Genomic DNA, 17,482 nt, shown 5'->3' with positions numbered 1-17,482 from the left:
CTGACCGTCTACCGGTAGCACCTTTTCTATGTCTATTATACGACATAGCCCCCGCTAGGTCAAATCGTCTGTGCGTAGTGTATGCGTTGTGGGTATAATCTTTTGTCTTCCACCCGCATAGCGGGTGGTTTATTGCGTCACGATCCATAAAAAGAGGAGCTGTGCATACGTCGAATTTGACTCATGCAACAGCCCCTTTTCATTTCTGCCTATATGGTTCTCACACGCAAGCCATTCTTAGGGAAGCGCGGCGTTTATCCATGCTTCCTTTAGGATCTCGCACGCTGGATCATCCTGCCTTTCTGCCCGGATTTCCTTCACCATGCGAACTACATCATCTTCGCTGTAAAGCCCTGCTTCTTCCGCGGCTCCTCGAAAAGACGCCTGCACTTCTTTGAGCGCCGACACGGGGTCGCTCGTGATAATAAGTTTTTCGCCATCGCGCACGAAAGCAACGCGGTCGCCGCTGCTTAGCTTGAGTTGTCTGCGCACAGACAGAGGGAGCGTTATTTGTCCCTTCGTGTTAATCGTCGCCAATTCCATTTCAATGCCCTCCTCATATACGGATCTATGCTATATTATACTATACCCCAAAAAATAAAAAAACTGCGCCTGCATCAGATCTGATGCAGGCGCAGCCTTCTTTGTATCAGAAAATATCGTCAGCACATACAATCGTCTGATCGCGGTTCGGACCTACGGAGACGATGCCGATGGCTACGCCTGTGACGGCGGCGAGACGTTCGAGGTATTTCCTTGCCTTTTCGGGCAGCTTTTCATAGTCGCGGCAGCCGGATATATCTTCCTTCCAGCCTTCGAAGGTCTCGTAGACAGGCTCGACCCGCGCGAGGACGTTGAGGCTTGCGGGGACTTCGTTCAGCGGCTTGCCGTCGAGTTTATAGCCCGTGCACATCTTGATCTCGTCGAAGCCGTCGAGGATGTCGAGGCGCGTGATCGCCATATAATCAAGACCGGAGATCTGTCCCGCATAGCGCACGACACAGGCGTCAAGCCAGCCCGTGCGGCGCGGTCTGCCCGTGACGGTACCGAATTCGTGACCGGCTTCACGGATCTTATCGCCGATGGCATTGAGCTGCTCGGTCGGGAACGGCCCTTCGCCGACGCGCGTGCAGTATGCTTTGACTACGCCGACGACCTTATCGATGCGCTTGGGTGCGACGCCCGCGCCGACGCCGACGCCGCCCGATACGGGGTGCGAGGCGGTGACGTAGGGATATGTGCCATAGTCGATGTCGAGCATCGTCGCCTGCGCACCTTCGAACAGCACCTTTTTGCCTGCGTCCAGTTCTTCGTTCAAAAGAGCGATGGTATCGCAGACATAGGGCTTCAAGAGCGCTGCGTATGCTTCGTATTCTTCGAGAATATGTTTGTAGGAGAGCGGTGCATGACCGTAGAGTTTTTCCAGCTCGTTGTTCTTGACCGCGAGGTTTTCCCTAAGTCTCTTCTTGAATTCTTCCGGCTCGACGAGGTCGCATACGCGGATGCCGATGCGGTTCATCTTGTCCATATAGCAAGGGCCGATGCCGCGCTTCGTCGTGCCGATCTTGCTCTCGCCGCGCGCTTCTTCGGCGAGTCCGTCCATGATGCGGTGATACGGCAGGACGACATGGGCGCGGTTCGAGATGCGGATGCCTGATGTATCGACACCGCGCTTTTGCATGGCGTTCATTTCTTCGAGCGCAACTTCGGGATCAAAGACGACGCCGTTGCCGACGATATTCGTCTTGTCGTGATACAAGATGCCCGAGGGCAAAAGGCGCAGCTTAAACTCTTCACCGTTGACGGTGACGGTATGTCCGGCATTGCTGCCGCCTTGATAGCGCACAACAGCGTCGGCTTTTTCGGCGAGATAATCGACGATCTTGCCCTTGCCCTCATCGCCCCACTGCGTACCTGTGACTACTACTGCTGGCATAGTGATTCTCCTTTTTATCCTTCTGCGATTCTCGAAAAGAGCGGCAGGATCTTACGGCTTTCGGTTTTTACAAGCCGAAGCGCTCGAAAATTTGATCGACATGGCGAAGGAAGTATTGGTAATCGAAGCAGGCGTCGATCTCTTCCTTCGTCAGATACTGCAAGATGTCCTCGTCTTTTTCGACGTTCGTGCGAAAATCTTCGCCCTGCATCCAACGCTTCATGGCGTTTCGCTGCACCCACTTGTAGGCGTCTTCCCGCAGAACGCCCTTATCGACGATGGCAAGCATGAGCCGCTGGCTGTAGATGAGACCGCCCGTTCTTTCGATGTCGGCAAGCATAGCTTCGGGATAGACGAGCAGCTTGTCGATGATGTTCGTGAACTTCTTCGTGCAGTAATCGACGTTGATCGTGCTGTCAGGCAGGATGACGCGCTCGACGGACGAATGCGAGATATCGCGCTCGTGCCAAAGCGTGACGTCCTCCATCGCCGCGATCGCGTTGCCGCGCACGAGACGCGCCATGCCGGAGATGCGTTCGCAGGTGATGGGATTCCTCTTATGCGGCATCGCCGACGAGCCTTTTTGCCCGGGTGCGAAGTATTCTTCTGCCTCGCGGATGTCCGTGCGCTGCAGGTTGCGGATTTCCGTCGCAAACTTTTCGAGCGAGCTTGCGACGATGGCGAGCGTCGTCATGTATTCGGCATGGCGGTCGCGCTGGATGACCTGCGTCGCAAGGCGCACCGGCGTGATGCCGAGCTTCTTGCAGGTCAGCTCTTCGATGCGCGGGTCGACGTTCGAATAGGTGCCGACAGCGCCCGAGAGCTTGCCGACGGCGACGATCTTCTTCGCGTGCTCGACGCGCTCGATGTCGCGCTCGACCTCGGCGCTCCAAAGAAGCAGCTTCAAGCCGAAGGTCATCGGCTCTGCATGGATGCCGTGCGTCCTGCCGATGCACGGCGTATGCTTGAATTCGACGGCGCGGCGGCGCAATACTTCGAGGAGCTTTTTGAGGTCGCCCAAGATGATATCGGCAGACTTCTTCATCATGATGCCAAGCGCCGTATCCTTGACGTCGCTCGACGTCAGTCCTTTATGAATGTACTTCGAGTCCTCGCCGACGTATTCGGCGACGTTCGTCAAAAACGCGATGATGTCATGATTCGTGACTTTTTCAATCTCCTTGACGCGCGGCAGGTCGAACTGCGCTTTGGCGCGAATATTCGCCGCAGCTTCCTTGGGGATCTCCCCGAGTTCTGCCATAGCCTCGCAAGCCGCGATCTCGACTTCAAGCATAGTCTCGAACTCATGCTGCAGCGTCCAGATATTGCCCATCTCAGGATTCGTATAGCGTTCTATCATAGATGCGGTTCCTCCTGTCATCGGAGCGTGTCAAGCCTTCTCTACACGCTGATTTCACTCCGTTATCATATCATTTTAATCGCTCGGCTGTCAATCACGCCTTTCGGGCGGCGCTTCTTTGTGCAGCGCCCGCGCTTTTCCTAGTCATTCGAGACGTTTTGTGATATACTGGAAATACAGTGAGTCACCGTGTTGCTGGAAGAAGGAGACTGCAAACATGAAATACGATGTTACGATCACGAATATCGGCAGCCTTGCGCCGAACTTTTTGGAGAACAGCTCAAGCATCATTCTGCTCGATGAGGGTGTGCGCCCAAATCTCACGGAAATGGTCGTCGAGCATACGCCGGGGGATCTGAAAGAGGACGTTCAAGCGGGCGATACGCTGACGATGGGTGCGAGGCGGAAGTTTAAGGTCGTTTCTGTCGGTGAAGCGGCGAACGAGAATCTGCGCAAGGAAGGGCACTGCACGGTCGTCATCAATGCCGAAGGCTCCATGCCCGGGCAGATCATCGTCAAGGGCGGTCTGCCGCCGCGGCTCAATGTCGGCGACAAGATCACGTTTGAGTGAGCAATATACATCCGTGAAGATAAAGAAAGGGGAGCCTTGTTATTGCGGCAAGGCTCCCCTTTCTTTCACTCTAAGAAGATTTATCGTTACACGCAGTATGCTTTCGTTCATGCAAAGCCTTCCATTCGACGCATGATCGATCATGTGCGAAACACAAAATGAACCTTTTTTCCTTTGTCAAGTCTTGCGCAGGAAAAAAGGTTATGCTATGATATGTTCAAAGCAGAAGTTGCCTGAGGTGCACGCGAGCTTTTCATTATGTCTAACCTACAGTTTTCTAAGGGAATCAGGATAGGCTTGTAGATGCTGGATCGCCTTTGAGCGAATAGCAGAAGCAAGGCTCAAGATGCCCACCTGCGAGTCGCAGGTTTTAGACATATAAAGCGGACGACATTTTGGACATCTGCTTTGAAAAGGGATCGCTAGAAGAGTGATGGCTGGTGGTTTCTTTTCGCCTTGTGTGGGGTCTGTAAAGCAGCTTTTTCCGGTCGGATGCTTTACAGGCTCTACTCTTTTTCCGGCTTCTTGCCGACGAGCGGCGCTTTGGTGATGATGTTTTCACCGAAGCGTTTTTTTAGTGCATCGATCGCGCCGTAAAGGCGCTCTTTTTTTTCGTCGCGAAAGAGGGACGGCATGGCGCTTGGTTCGAAGTTTTCCCCTGTGACGCCGAGAAGGCGGATGCCGCTCTTGACGCCGAGTTCACGGAAGAGGTCGCGCACCGTTTGGAAGATCGGCTCGTCGTGGGCGGTCGCTTCAAAGAGCGTGCGGCTGCGCGTGAAGGTGGTGAAGTCGGCGCGACGCAGCTTGAGCTGTATCGTGCGCGCACTGACGCCTGCAAGGCGCAGCCGCCAGCCGACCTTCTCGGCAAGCGCGAGAAGCGCACGCTCGGCTTCTTCGGGGCTTTCGAGGTCGCGCTCGAAGGTGACTTCTTTGCCGATGGATTTCGCTTCGCGATCCGGCTCGACGCTTCTATCGTCGCGTCCGAAGGAAAGCGCCTTCAAGGCGTGCGCCGCGCGTATGCCGACGGCGCGTGCAAGCCGCTTTTCGTCCGCGCGCTGCATATCGCCGATCGTCTTTAGTCCGAGAGCGGCGAGCTTTTCTTCCGTGCGTTTGCCGACGCCCCAGAGACGGCGCACGGAGAGCGGCGCGAGAAGCGCGGCGGCTTCTTCGGCGCGGATCTCGACGAGACCGTCGGGCTTTTCGAGGTCGCTGGCGAGTTTGGCGAGAAACTTGTTCGGCGCGATGCCGACGGATGCAACGAGGGCGGTCTTTTGCAGGATTTCCGCCTTGAGCTTTTCGGCGTAGTCGCGCGGCGATGGGGTAAGAAGCTCCATGCCTGTGACGTCTAAGAAGGCTTCGTCGATGGAGAGCGGCTCGACGAGCGGTGAGTAGCGGCGAAAGATGGCGAAGATCTCGGCGGAGACGGCTGCATAGAGCGCATAGCTGCCTTGGACAAAGATGCCGTCGGGGCAGCGGCGACGTGCCGTTTCCATAGGCATCGCCGAGTGTACGCCGCTTTGCCGCGCTTCGTAGGAGGCGGTCGAGACGACGCCGCGCGAGGAAAGCCCGCCGACGATGACGGGCTTTCCTCGGTATTCCGGATGCTCACGCTGCTCGATGGCGGCGAAGAAGGCGTCCATATCGACGTGAATGATCGTGCGCTGCATGTTCTTGCCTCCTCATGGAAAAATGTGCTGTCATGTTTCGGCTTGCTCTGATTTTGCAGGCGGCAGGGATTTTCACTGGAAAAGTGCGGTGATCTCCTCTTCAGAGAGTTTCGTGAGGAAGTTTTCGCCGGGCTGAATCATCTGGTCGATCAGAGCTTTTTTCTTTTCCTGCAGTTCGTAGATCTTTTCTTCGATCGTGTCTTTCGTGATGAATTTCAGCACCTGCACGTTATTCTTCTGTCCGATGCGGTAAGCGCGGTCGGTCGCCTGATCTTCGACGGCGGGATTCCACCACGGGTCGTAGTGGATGACCATATCGGCTCCCGTGAGGTTCAGCCCCGTGCCGCCCGCCTTGAGCGAGATGAGGAAGATCGGCTCTGCGCCCGCGTTGAAGTCGCGCACGAGGCGCACGCGCTCTAAGGCGGGCGTCGAGCCGTCGAGGTAGGCATAGCCGAGATTCATCGCGTCAAGACGCTCGGCGATGCGGGCGAGCATGGTCGTGAACTGCGAGAAGACGAGGATGCGATGTCCGGCGGCGACGGCGTCGGAGACGACTTCTTCGAGCATATCGAGCTTGCCTGAACCGCCGTCATAGTTTTCGAGGAAGAGCGCGGGGTCGCAGGCGATTTGGCGAAGGCGCGTGAGGATGGCGAGGATCTTGATGCGCATTTCGCCGAAGCCGTGCGCCTTGAGTTCAGCGGCGAACTCTTTTTTCGCCTGCACGAACCATGCCTTGTAGACTTTTCTCTGCTCGTCGGTCATCTCGTTCGTCATTTTGCGCTCGACCTTGTCGGGCAGTTCTTCGAGCACGTCTTTCTTTAGACGGCGCAGGATGAATGGCGAGATGTAGCGCAGGAGGTCGGCGCTCGCGTGCGGATCTTTGGCGCGTACGATGGGCGTTTCGAACTGCGACTGAAAGTGCTTGCGGCTTCTTAGATAGCCGGGCATGAGGAAGTCGAAAATCGACCAAAGCTCCGTCAGGCTGTTTTCGATGGGCGTGCCCGTCAGGGCAAAGGCGGCGTCGGCTTTGAGCCTTTTTACCGCTTTTGCCGCCTGTGTCGCGGGGTTCTTGATCTGCTGCGCTTCGTCGAGGAAGATATGGCTGAAGCGCTCCTTTTCGTACAGTTCAATGTCGCGGCGCAGCATGTGGTACGTCGTGATGATGACGTCGGCGTCCTTGAGCGCCGGGCAAAGCGCGGCTTCTCTTTCGCTCTTTGTGCCTGCGACGATGGACGCTTTGAGGGCGGGAGCGAACTTTTCGATCTCTTCGAGCCAGTTGTATAGAAGCGACGTCGGCGCGACGACGAGTGCAGGCGGCTTTTCATCCTCGCGGTGCGCGAGCAAAAAGGCGATGACCTGCAAGGTCTTGCCAAGCCCCATGTCGTCGGCTAAGATGCCGCCCAGATGATAGGCGGCGAGCGTCGAGAGCCACGAGAAGCCTGTCTGCTGATAGTCGCGCAGCACGCCTTTGAGTGTCTCAGGCGGTTCGATATCGGCATCGACAGGATTCTTGACGTCGCGCACGATGCTCTTGAAGCGCTTGCTCCGCTCAAGGCGAATGCCTTTTTCCTCTTTGGCGAGCGCGTCGAGATAGAGCGCCTGGCGAAGCGGCAGTTCGATGTTTTTGGCGTCCGTCGCCTTTTTGACGCCGATGCTCTCGATGAAGTCCGCAAGTCCTGCGAGCTGTTGGTCGCCGAGCGTCACGAAGGAGCCGTCCTTGAGCCTGTGGTAGATCCGCTTCTCGCGATAGGCGCGCAGGACGCCGATCAATTCGGTGAAGTCGAGCTGCGCCGCATCGAAGGTCACGTCCAGGAGGTTTTCGTCGTTGACGGAAACGCCGATGGTCACGGGCGGCATACGGCGCACGGGCTTTTCGTGGAAAGCGTCGGCATAGTAGACGTCGGCGATCTTGGAAAGTTCCGGCAGCGCCTCATCGAGGAAGAGGAAGCTCTTTTCTTCGTCACTCTGCACGAAGCGTCCGTCTTCGGGGAAGAAGTCGTAAGCGTCGAAGAGCGCATAGATGGCGTTCTCTTCCGCCGTGCTGCGGATGAGCCGACGTCCGCTCGGCGCTTCCTGCGGCGCGGCGCCCACGAGCGGATTGAACCGCACTTCGTCGTAACGAAACTCGGGACGCGCTGCGATGCCGTCTTTGTAGTAGTCGAGGTATATGGACGCCGTGAGCGGCATGATTTCGTAGCGTTTGGCTAAAGCGGGCGCGATATGCACATCGGCGATCTTTTCCAACGCAGGCAGAATCGTGCCGAAGAAGGCAGGAACGTCCTTTTCGGCGACGGTGAGCGAGCGCGAAGCGCCGAAGGCTTCGAGCAAGGGGTGCAAAGCGGCGGAAAAGGCAGACGGCGCATGGTATATCGTATCGTTTGCGAGCAGAAAACGCGCATCTTCGTCAAGTCGGTAAAGATCGTCTGTCAAGAGCATGAGCCGACCGCTGCCGCCGCGCTCCATGAAATCCAAAGAGATGGCGGGTGCGCCCTCTTGTACATGGACAGTGCGCTCGACCTTCATGCCGACCGTGGCGATGAAGGGCGTATCCTTCATGAGCGCGAAAAAGCGCGTGAGCGTGCTCGGCGTGAGCTTCAAGGATTTGCCGTCGAAGAGCCTTCCTGCGCCTGCGCCGAAGGAGCGGAAATGCTCGCTGTAGACGAGACTGCTTTCTTCGTCCTTCCAGATATTCAGAAGAAATCGCCAGAGTTCTGTCGAGACGCCCGGAGCAAAGACCGCCGTCTGCGGATCAACCGTCAGCTTCTTGCCAAATTCGATACTGCGTCCCGCGAGGAAGGAGCGCAGCAGCTCCTGCACGCTGCGCACGATGTAGAGCCGCTCACGTCCGATGCGAAACTCCAGCCAGCACGTCGCGCGTCCGTAATGGCGCTCGAAGAAGAAGCGCGGCTCCAAAAAGAGCGGCGCTTCCCGAAGAGCCGCCGGCGGCAGATTCTTCTGCTCTTGCAGATGCGAACGCCTTTGGGCGCGCGCGAAACATTCGAAGAGCCGTCCTGTGGGCATATCGCGGCTCAAATCGCTGCCGATTTCGCCCTGCTTCGTCTGAATCTCCTTCAAGAGCGCGACGACATGTTTACAGGCGCCCGTGTAGAGTGCGGCGGCAGGACAGGTACAGTCGTAAGCCTCAACGGATTCCCCCGACTTATCGAGACGCGCACGCACCTCATATTCCTCCGAGCCGACGACGGAAGCGACATAGATGGACGTGCCGGGACGGCGCAGCAGCTTTGTGACACGTCCGTCCTTGAAGTAGCGGCAGCCCTTGCGGTACGCCATATCGTTGGTCAGCGCGTGTATGGTGGAGTCCTTGAGCAAGACGATCTCTCCTTTGCGCGCAGCACGCGCCTGTGTTAATATAGGGAATGCAAACAACGTATGGAAGCGACAGAAGAATGCCGCTTGCAAGCGGCTTCAGCACACATTTTATCAGCGATTCGTCCATTGTATTGTAGCAGAATTTCCCCGTAACGTAAATGCAGCTAAGACAGGAGGGCGGCATGGAACTTTCGCGCGCGCGCATCCTCATCATCCGCTTGAGCGCCATCGGCGACGTCCTTCACGCGATGCCCGTCGCTGCGTCGCTGCGCCGGGCGCTGCCGAAAGCGCACATCGCGTGGCTCATCAGCCCGCCCGCCGATGAGCTGCTCGCCGCGTGTTCAGCCATCGACGAACGGATCGTCTGGGACAGGCGTCCCTTTGACCGTGCCGTCGCGCATGGACGCCTCATAGAAGCCTTTCGCCTCTTGCGCGAGGCGCACGCGCTCCTTGCTCCGCGCCGCTTCGACATCGTACTCGACGTGCAGGGGCTTCTCCTGACGGGCATCCTCGCGCGTATCTCGGGCGCAAAGCGGCGCATCGGCGTGCGCGAACGTCATGAGGGCGGCGGTTTCTTCATGACCGAAAAAGCGCCGCAGATGACGGAACCGCATAAGGTGCGCCGCTACCTCGCCGCGCTCGCGCCGCTCGGCGTCGAGCACACCGATACGCGCATCACGCTCCGTCTGCCCGCCGCACTCGCCGGCTTCGCCGCACAATTTTTCGCCGCGCGCGGCATCTTGCTCTCCCGTCCCATCCTGCTCGTGAGCCTCTGCACGACATGGCAAAGCAAGGCATGGCCGCCCGAGCGCTTCGTCGCCGCACTCGCTGCGCTCCCCGAAACGGTGCAGATCGTATTCCTCGGCAGCACAGCCGATCGCCGCATCATAGAGGAAGCGACGGCGGCGCTTCAAAAGGCATGGCGCGGCACAGCCGTCTCCATCGCAGGAGAGACAAGCCTGTTGGAGACGGCGGCGCTTATGCAAAAAGCGACGCTGCTCCTATGCCCCGACACCGGTCCCCTGCACATCGCCGCCGCCGTCGGACTTGCGACACTGAGCCTCTGGGGGCCGACGCGGCCGACGATCTACGGTCCCCTGCACGGGCGAAACTTCTTCATCGAAACGCCGTATCCGTGCGCTCCATGCTGCAAGACGCGCTGTCCGCACGGTTCAAATGAATGTATGCGGGCGATCGAAACCGACGCGGTGGCAAAGAAGCTGCGTGAAATGTTGCCTATAGAAAGAACTTCTTGAAAATTGGCGGACAGGAACCTTTCGGAATGATTGACGGCAATATCAAAAGATGCTATATTCTTTATGAGAAAAGTTATCTGTTATATCTTCCACAGAAGATGGTTCAGGAGGTTATATGTATGAAAAAAGTGGCTGTAGTTTATTGGAGCGGCAGCGGCAATACCGAAGAAATGGCGAAAGCCGTCGCTGAAGGAGCCAAAAAGGGCGGCGCTGATGTGACGCTCACGCGCTTCGAAGATTTCAAAGTCGATGACATGGCAGGCTACGACGGCTTCCTCTTCGGCTGCCCCGCGACCGGATCGGAAGAGCTGCAGGAAGACTACGTCGAACCGTTCTTCGTCGAAGCTGAGGCAAAACTTTCGGGCGTGCCGCTTGGTCTTTTCGGCTCCTACGGCTGGGGCGGCGGCGCTTTCATGGAGACGTGGGCGGAGCGTGTGCGCACAGCGGGAGCCAAGCTCGTTTCCGACGGGCTCGCCGTCGAAAATGCACCCGATGCCGACGGGCGCAAAGCCTGCGAAGAGCTTGGCGAGACGCTGGCAAAATCGCTCTGACTTTTATCGGCGCTTCCTAAAGCATCCGATTTTGCGCGGCGTCCGCGAACGCACCCTTTCTCCGGAAAAACTTTCCCTTATCATATTGAAAATCATTACCATATATGCTATGCTATAGGCATGTTGCTGGAGGTGATGATTTTGGGTAAGGATGGTTTTGAGCGTATGCTCTGCTTCCACTGTGCGCCAACATTCGCGGGAATCAAGCCCGCGAGCCTTGTTTCTTTTCAGAAGAGCCGCTTCGATGATTTCGATGCGCTTCTGGAGTCGTATGCACCTTGCTTCGAATGCAAAGGCATCACACCCGTTCGCCTGACGGAGGGCGAAGAGTATGTCCTCATGCTCTTCTACCGCAGGAAGCTCTTGGAGCGCATCTTAGAGCAGCCTGCTGTGCTGGCGCTGTTGGCGCGTTTTGGCTACCGTGCGGGCGACGCGCTTGAGTCGCATTTGGAGTATCTGGCTATGCGCATCCAACTCCAGAAGAGTTTTCCGCATGAAGTCGGTCTCTTCCTCGGCTATCCGGCGGAAGACGTCGAGGGCTTCATCGAGAACAAGGGGCGTGATTTCGCTTGCGCGGGCTACTGGAAAGTCTACGCAAACGAGGAAGAGACACGCGCACTCTTCCAGCGATATACGGACTGCACGGAGCGCCTTTGCGCCCGTCTTGGCCGCGGCACGCCGATGGCGGAGCTTTTGGAAGCGGTCTGAGGAAGCGTCCGGGCGGCAGCCTTTTGCAGGAAAAATATTTATCAGGAGGTCTTTCAAATGGGAAAAGTAGCGGTTGTATATTGGAGCGGTACGGGCAATACAGAAGAAATGGCGAAAGCCGTTGTCGAAGGCGCCAAAAAGGGCGGCGCGGAAGCGGAGCTCTTCACGGTCAGTGATTTCGGCGCAGACAAGATGGCAGACTACAAAGGCTTCCTCTTCGGCTGCCCCGCAATGGGCGACGAAGTCTTGGAAGAAGATGAGTTCGAGCCTTTCTTCACGGAAGCGGAAAAGAAACTCTCGGGCGTCCCCGTCGGTCTCTTCGGCTCCTATGGCTGGGGTTCCGGCGCTTGGATGGAGGCTTGGGCGGAGCGCACGCGTGCGGCTGGCGCTAAGCTCGTATCGGATGGCGTGATCGTCGAAAATGCACCCGACGACGACGGCGTCAAGGCCTGCGAGGCGCTCGGCGAATCCGTCGCCAAGGCGCTCTAACAGACATACCCTACCGACCTGCGGCAAAACGCCGCAAAAAGATTCCTACGATTTCCCCTTGCTCGCGCAAAAAAGACTGCCGTGCGCCAAAAGCGTGCGGCAGTCTTTTCGTATGTGCAGGGGGTTATTTCTCAATATATTTGATTTCCACCTCTAAGTATCATATAATGATACTTAGAGGTGGAAATATGATAAAAACTACACAGATGTTGCTGGACGACTTGAAATCTTATGCAAATCCGAAAACGAAACTTGCGCGGATGGTAAAAAGAGGAGCATGTTTTCCCATCATCAAGGGGCTTTATGAAACCGAGCGGCATGTGCCGGGATACCTGTTAGCCGGAAGTATTTGCGGACCATCGTATATTTCTTTTTCGTATGCTTTAGGGATGTTTGGCATGATCCCCGAGGCTGTGCATACGATTACGAGCGCTACGTTTGAAAAAAAGAAGAAAAAAAGATATATAACGCCGTATGGCACGTTTCTTTACCAAGACATTCCATCGGCGGCATTTCCTTATGGAATAGAACTCCGGCAGGAAGGTGAATATTTCTATCGTATGGCGTGCCCGGAAAAAGCGCTTTGCGATCAACTTTATACGTTGCCGCCGGCAGCGAATATGAAAGAATTTGCCGCGCTGCTCTTTGAGTTCCTGCGCATTGAGCCGACGGAGATGCAACTGCTGGATGCCAAAAAAGCTGAATATATTTCATCGTTGTATCGCTCGACAAACACAAGACGGCTTGCAAAATTTCTAAGGAGACTGTCATCATGAATACTGCGATTGAACAGATGCTGCGTCCCTATGTCATAAAAAATATCCACGATCAGAAAAATGCGATGAAAGAGATTATACAAGAAATTGTTTTGTGCGGTTTATCAAGAGCGGAATTTTTCCGCGACGCCGCTTTTTATGGCGGGACAGCCCTGCGTATTTTTCATGGACTGGAACGGTTTTCGGAAGATCTGGATTTTTCCTTGAAGGTTCCGCATCCTACGTTTTCACTGGAAAAATATTTTCCTGTCTTAGAAAAGGAGATACGAGCCTTCGGATTGAATCTCCGCATAGAAGAACGAAGAAAGACCACGCAGAGCCATATCCGCTCTGCATTTTTGAAAGGCAATACAAGGGAGCATCTTCTGCCGTTTTGCGAGGCAGATCCTTTCAAAAAATCTGTCGCAAAAAACGAAGCATTAAAAATTAAGTTTGAAGTGGATGTAGATCCGCCCCCGTATGCGACGTTCGAACATAAATACCGACTGCTTCCGATTCCATATAGCATTCAGATCTACGATATGCCATCTTTGCTCGCCGGAAAGATTCATGCCGTGTTGTGCCGCGCATGGAAACATCGAGTAAAGGGACGAGATCTGTATGACTATATCTTTTATCGGTCACGAAATGTTCCTGTGAATGTTCAACATTTGAAAGCACGCTTGCTGCAGACGAGATACATCGAGCCGGACGCTTTGTGTGATATTGCATCCATCCGGAAACTGTTGTGTGCAAGATTTGATACGATTGATTTCAAGCAGGCGCGAGAGGACGTTGAGCCTTTTATCAAAGACGCGTCTGTCCTGCATCTTTGGTGTGCAGATTTCTTCAAGCAGATTACCGAAAATCTATCTGCCTGTGACTAAGCGTATGTTTTTGGACAAAAAGACTGCCGTGCGCCAAAAGCGTGCGGCAGTCTTTTCGTATGTGCAGGGGGTTATTTTTTTACTGCAAATTTTTCCAATGCCTCGGAGAAATCTTCGACCAGTTCGACCGCGCCCGTGTATTCGCCGTTTTCATCGTAGATAGCGAGGTAACGCACGCCGACGGGCTTGCCCTTGATGTAGCGGTAGATCTCCATGCGGTCGCGCTTCTTCGCCTTGAAATCGGCGACGAGCTGCTCGATGATCGGCACGATGTTCACGGGATGGCAGTTGTAGACCTTGCTGTCCAAGGCGAGGCGCGGACGTGCGAACACCTGCCCGGGGTTTGAGAAGAAGCGAAGCATCTCATCCTTGTCGATGTAAGTGATATCTACGGGCAAGAGGTTCAAGATCGCTTCGAGCTGCTTGCAGCTGACCTCACCCGTCGAGAGCCGCACTCTGCCCGAGGCGAGCATCGCGCGCTCCTTCGCCTCAGCTTCGGCGACGTAGGCATCTCCCGCCGCCCACGTCGGAGCCTTGTCGAGGAACGCAACGCCGAATTCCGGCATATCCCGGTAGATCATAAGCCAATCTTTTTCCGAGAAGAAGCGCAGCGTCAGCGGGAAAAGGATCTGCTCTTCCTTGTAGATCATGTCGCTGATGCGCTGGAAGAACGCACTAAAGCGCTCCTCTGCACCCGCGATACCGTCGACAAGCGACTTCGTAAGAGCGCGAAGCTCCGCCTTGATCTCATCGTCCACACCCCACATGACGCCCGAAGGCCCCGTCACACCGTAGCGATAGAGGAGCGTCATGAGCAGCGACTCCTTCTTGCCGTAGTGCGAATAAATCGCATTAAGCTCGCCGAGACCTCTGCCGAGCGACGGCGCATCGCCTTTTTCCAAAGCGCTTTTCAAGCGTTCGAGGAGCGCCGCCAAGCCCTTGTTCTCAAGATTCAGCGTCACGAGCGGATGCCCTTCCGGCAAAGCCTGCACGTCCGGCGCGGCTTCTGAGGCAGGCGCCGCACCACCGATATGCCCATGAAAAAGCGCCGAATGAACGTCGCAAAGCTTCTGCACCTCGTGAATCGGCGTGCCGTCCTCGATGAGCTGCTGCTCGGCGGCGGAAATCTCCTCCGCGGAAACGCTCGCGAAGCCCTTGACAAAATCCGCGCGCACCGTCTCAAGTGATTCCCCCTCCGAAAGACGCTGCAAAAAGCCCTTGAGCGCGGCGGCGCGTCCTGTCGTCTCACCGTCCGCCGCAGCGCCCGCAGCCGCATGTGCACAGGCACAGCCGCCCTCGCCGTGCGCGTGGGTATGCGCCTCATGTGCGCCGCCGCAGCCGCAAGACGACGTCTCTTCCTGCTTGATCGTAAAGCCGCGCACCTCAAGCTCCCGCACGACATCTTCGAGCTTCATCCCCTTGACCGCAGCGCCCTTGGGCACGGTCATGACACGCCCCATGACATTCAACACCATAGGATTCGTGATCTCGGCAAAGCCGATCTCTGCCATCGCCTGCTGAAATTCCGGAAACTCCTCTACAAGCTCTGCTACCGTCTTTGTCAAGTCCAATTCCGTTTTCATATCTATCGCTCCTGTTCATGCTGAATTCATTTCTCATTGCAGTCATTATAGCAGATATTTTTTCCCCATGTTGTCATATTTGTTACCATCTCGCATGAAAGTTTCGTGAAGCCTTGTACTGCCCAGCTTCGCGGATATTGCAGTACGCAAAGAAAAATCCTTTTTAGCCGCTCATAGCCGTTTTCCGTGTCTTTATAGACAAATGGCAGACAAGCGATGTTTATGCTACATCTTATTGCAAAAACGCGAGACAACTGATATGCTACGCATAAGGTACGAGAGGGATATTGTGATCGTCCGCAAACAGCCCTCTGTCTGCACAAACAAAGAAATAACCAGGATCATCAAAGAGGACGAGAGGAGCAGACGCCATGACAGCGAAGAAAGGGAGTATTCACATGACAGACATTGAGAAAATCAGTGAAGCCCTGTTCGAGGACATCAAGCACCTCGACGAGCAGGGTACTGAGTATTGGACGGCACGCGAGTTGATGCCAATCTTGGAATATACGAAATGGCAAAACTTCGCACCGCTCATTGAGAAAGCGAAAAAAGCTTGTGCATCCAGTGATAATGCCGTCTCAGACCATTTTACCGAGGTCAGTAAAATGGTCATCCTTGGCAGTGGTGCAGCGCGTGAAGTCGAGGACTTCCATCTTTCGCGCTACGCCTGCTATCTCATCGCGATGAACGGCGATCCGCGCAAGCGTGCCGTCGCTCTCGCACAGACCTACTTCGCGGTCAAGACCCGTCAACAGGAACTTGTGGAGAATTACGATTCCTTGAGCGAAGATCAGAAGCGGCTTGCCATCCGTCATGAAATGCGCGAACACAACAAAGCCCTTGCCGCTGCCGCCCGCGACGCAGGAGTGGTAAGCCGCATGGATTACGCCATATTTCAGAACGCGGGGTATAAAGGGCTTTACGGCGGCTTGGGCGCGAAGGATATCCACAAGAGGAAAGGCTTGAAGAAGAGCCAGCAAATCCTCGACCACATGGGGAGCACCGAACTCGCCGCGAACCTCTTCCGCGCGACGCAAACCGAAGAGAAGCTGCGCCGCGATGAAGTGCAGGGCAAAGAGAACGCCAACGCCACGCATTACGGCGTAGGGAAAAAGGTTCGGCAGACCATCGCCGATCTTGGCGGCACCATGCCCGAGCATCTGCCCACGCCCGACAAGAGCATCCGGCAGATTGCGCGCGCCCAAGAGAAGCGATTGACAGCGAAAGACGAGCAATAAAAAAACCGCACATAGGCGGCAGAAAGGAACTCATGCGATGTATTCACCCGATTATCTCAGTGACCTCATGGTAAGAATGGCGCACCATTCCACAGCGATTGAGGGGAACACGCTCACGCAGGGAGAGACGAAGAGCGTTCTTGTCGACGGCTACATCCCGCGCGCTATGGATATGCGCGAGCGCATAGAAGCATTTTCATAAAATCAAAAAAGCAGACAATTCCAGAGGATATGCCCACCCATAAAGCAAGCGATTAGAAAAAGGTCTTCTTCGAACCGTATCGTTTCGCATGAACTGCATCGTACAAACGTCCAGTGCCGGAGGTTTGTACGATGCAGCTTTCATCCCAGCGAAACGCTTAATCTCGCGTCTCGTCCTTTTCTACATGCTCCTTCCAGCTGCCTTCCTCCGCATCTGAAGCGGCTACGGCTTCTGCCACGTAGGCGCTGACTGCTTCGAAATTCTTTCGAACGCCCGATCCCGTATTGCGGTAAGTCACAGCGTTCTTTTGACTGACGCCGATGTTCGACGCTTCCTTCGCTGCGTCGATATTCGCGCCAAGATAGATGAAATCCCAGCCTGCCTTCTCCTGCTTGTCGGATATCATCTCCTTGACCTTCTCCTGCGTGAACTCTTCGCTGGCATTTTCCATGCCGTCCGTGATGATGACGAATACGACCTTCGTTCCCTTCTCCTCGATGCCCGGCGTGCGCGACACCTTGAGGATCGTCGAGCCTACGGCGTCGAGGAGCGCCGTCGTACCGCCGACCTCATATTCTTCATCCGTCAGCGGCTTGATGCGTCGGATATCCTCACGATCGTAGATCGTATCCATTTCATCGCTGAAAAGCACCGTCGTGACATGGACCTTCGCATCGAGCTTCCTCTCCTTCTCGATCATGGCATTGAAGCCGCCGATCGTGTCCGACTCAAGCCCCGACATCGAGCCGCTCTTGTCGAGCACAAGCACGAGCTCCACCCGCTCCGGCTTCTCCTTCGTTTTCTTCGCCGCCTCCGCAGGCGCAGCGCCGACGAAAAATGCACAGAGCGCAAGCGCAAGAAGAGAGAGCATCCACTTTTTCCCCATGTGAAAAACCTCCTTCGATGAAAAATCTCCTCTCATCATTATATCGAATTTTTCGCC

General features: G+C 55.6%; 15 protein-coding genes, 1 other RNA gene and 1 pseudogene. 10 read left to right on the top strand and 7 right to left on the bottom strand.

The annotated features are described in order from the left end of the window. Positions 1–237 precede the first annotated feature (237 nt). The 3 genes from ACTTKG_RS03870 to purB all read right to left on the bottom strand — a co-directional run bounded on the left by ACTTKG_RS03870 (position 238) and on the right by purB (position 3,296). Positions 238–543 (bottom strand): AbrB/MazE/SpoVT family DNA-binding domain-containing protein, encoded by a 306-nt coding sequence (locus ACTTKG_RS03870; protein ID WP_442672939.1) that lies wholly within the window; start codon positions 541–543, stop codon positions 238–240. Positions 544–649: 106 nt separating this feature from the next. Then, positions 650–1,936: an adenylosuccinate synthase gene (locus ACTTKG_RS03865; RefSeq protein ID WP_442672938.1), complete on the bottom strand. Its 1,287-nt coding sequence runs from the start codon at positions 1,934–1,936 to the stop codon at positions 650–652. Between the two features lie 67 nt (positions 1,937–2,003). After that, on the bottom strand, positions 2,004–3,296 hold the full coding sequence (purB, locus tag ACTTKG_RS03860; protein ID WP_442672937.1) for an adenylosuccinate lyase: 1,293 nt from the start codon (positions 3,294–3,296) through the stop codon (positions 2,004–2,006). A gap of 217 nt (positions 3,297–3,513) precedes the next feature. On the opposite strand from purB, the gene ACTTKG_RS03855 reads away from it, so the two are divergent. Both ACTTKG_RS03855 and ssrS read left to right on the top strand, forming a co-directional pair. Then, complete coding sequence (locus ACTTKG_RS03855; protein WP_442672936.1) at positions 3,514–3,867, top strand: PTS glucitol/sorbitol transporter subunit IIA; 354 nt, start codon at positions 3,514–3,516, stop codon at positions 3,865–3,867. Between the two features lie 227 nt (positions 3,868–4,094). Then, positions 4,095–4,273, top strand: a non-coding RNA gene (ssrS, locus tag ACTTKG_RS03850) — 6S RNA. Between the two features lie 100 nt (positions 4,274–4,373). Here ssrS and ACTTKG_RS03845 read toward each other — a convergent pair. Together ACTTKG_RS03845 and ACTTKG_RS03840 are read right to left on the bottom strand one after the other, a co-directional pair. Next, positions 4,374–5,534: a DNA polymerase IV gene (locus ACTTKG_RS03845; protein WP_442672935.1), complete on the bottom strand. Its 1,161-nt coding sequence runs from the start codon at positions 5,532–5,534 to the stop codon at positions 4,374–4,376. Positions 5,535–5,606: 72 nt separating this feature from the next. Further along, positions 5,607–8,867 carry a DEAD/DEAH box helicase gene (locus ACTTKG_RS03840; protein ID WP_442672934.1) on the bottom strand — a complete coding sequence of 1,087 codons (3,261 nt, stop codon included), beginning with the start codon at positions 8,865–8,867 and terminating at the stop codon, positions 5,607–5,609. A gap of 182 nt (positions 8,868–9,049) precedes the next feature. Between ACTTKG_RS03840 and ACTTKG_RS03835 the strand changes: the two genes are divergently transcribed. From ACTTKG_RS03835 to ACTTKG_RS03810, 6 genes are all read left to right on the top strand, one after another. Next, positions 9,050–10,123, top strand: coding sequence for a glycosyltransferase family 9 protein (locus ACTTKG_RS03835; RefSeq protein ID WP_442672933.1), 1,074 nt, complete (start codon positions 9,050–9,052; stop codon positions 10,121–10,123). Between the two features lie 119 nt (positions 10,124–10,242). Continuing rightward, the gene (locus tag ACTTKG_RS03830; protein ID WP_442672932.1) at positions 10,243–10,674 is read left to right on the top strand and encodes a flavodoxin; all 432 of its coding nucleotides are present in this window, start codon (positions 10,243–10,245) and stop codon (positions 10,672–10,674) included. Positions 10,675–10,809: 135 nt separating this feature from the next. After that, positions 10,810–11,382: a DUF3793 family protein gene (locus ACTTKG_RS03825; RefSeq protein ID WP_442672940.1), complete on the top strand. Its 573-nt coding sequence runs from the start codon at positions 10,810–10,812 to the stop codon at positions 11,380–11,382. A gap of 57 nt (positions 11,383–11,439) precedes the next feature. Then, positions 11,440–11,871: a flavodoxin gene (locus ACTTKG_RS03820; protein ID WP_442672931.1), complete on the top strand. Its 432-nt coding sequence runs from the start codon at positions 11,440–11,442 to the stop codon at positions 11,869–11,871. Between the two features lie 188 nt (positions 11,872–12,059). Continuing rightward, the gene (locus ACTTKG_RS03815; protein WP_442672930.1) at positions 12,060–12,647 is read left to right on the top strand and encodes a type IV toxin-antitoxin system AbiEi family antitoxin domain-containing protein; all 588 of its coding nucleotides are present in this window, start codon (positions 12,060–12,062) and stop codon (positions 12,645–12,647) included. Further along, on the top strand, positions 12,644–13,513 hold the full coding sequence (locus tag ACTTKG_RS03810) for a nucleotidyl transferase AbiEii/AbiGii toxin family protein (RefSeq protein WP_442672929.1): 870 nt from the start codon (positions 12,644–12,646) through the stop codon (positions 13,511–13,513). Before ACTTKG_RS03815 ends, ACTTKG_RS03810 begins: the two co-directional genes overlap by 4 nt. Before the next feature lie 71 nt (positions 13,514–13,584). Here the strand turns inward: ACTTKG_RS03810 and ACTTKG_RS03805 are convergent, their stop codons facing one another. Beyond that, on the bottom strand, positions 13,585–15,096 hold the full coding sequence (locus ACTTKG_RS03805; protein WP_442672928.1) for a DUF438 domain-containing protein: 1,512 nt from the start codon (positions 15,094–15,096) through the stop codon (positions 13,585–13,587). Between the two features lie 371 nt (positions 15,097–15,467). Here ACTTKG_RS03805 and dinD point away from each other — a divergent pair, with 371 nt between their 5' ends. After that, a complete protein-coding gene (dinD, locus tag ACTTKG_RS03800; RefSeq protein WP_442672927.1) occupies positions 15,468–16,337 on the top strand; it encodes a DNA damage-inducible protein D in 870 nt (289 codons plus the stop codon). 37 nt (positions 16,338–16,374) lie between these two features. Next, positions 16,375–16,536, top strand: a pseudogene (locus ACTTKG_RS03795) (Fic family protein); the annotation flags it as partial. A 160-nt stretch (positions 16,537–16,696) separates the two neighbouring features. On the opposite strand, the gene ACTTKG_RS03790 reads toward ACTTKG_RS03795, so the two are convergent. Further along, on the bottom strand, positions 16,697–17,425 hold the full coding sequence (locus ACTTKG_RS03790; protein WP_442672926.1) for a vWA domain-containing protein: 729 nt from the start codon (positions 17,423–17,425) through the stop codon (positions 16,697–16,699). Positions 17,426–17,482 lie beyond the last annotated feature (57 nt).

The organism is Selenomonas sp., from assembly GCF_052169755.1.
Lineage (GTDB): Bacteria > Bacillota > Negativicutes > Selenomonadales > Selenomonadaceae > Selenomonas.
This window is presented reverse-complemented; position numbering and strand designations above follow the sequence as displayed.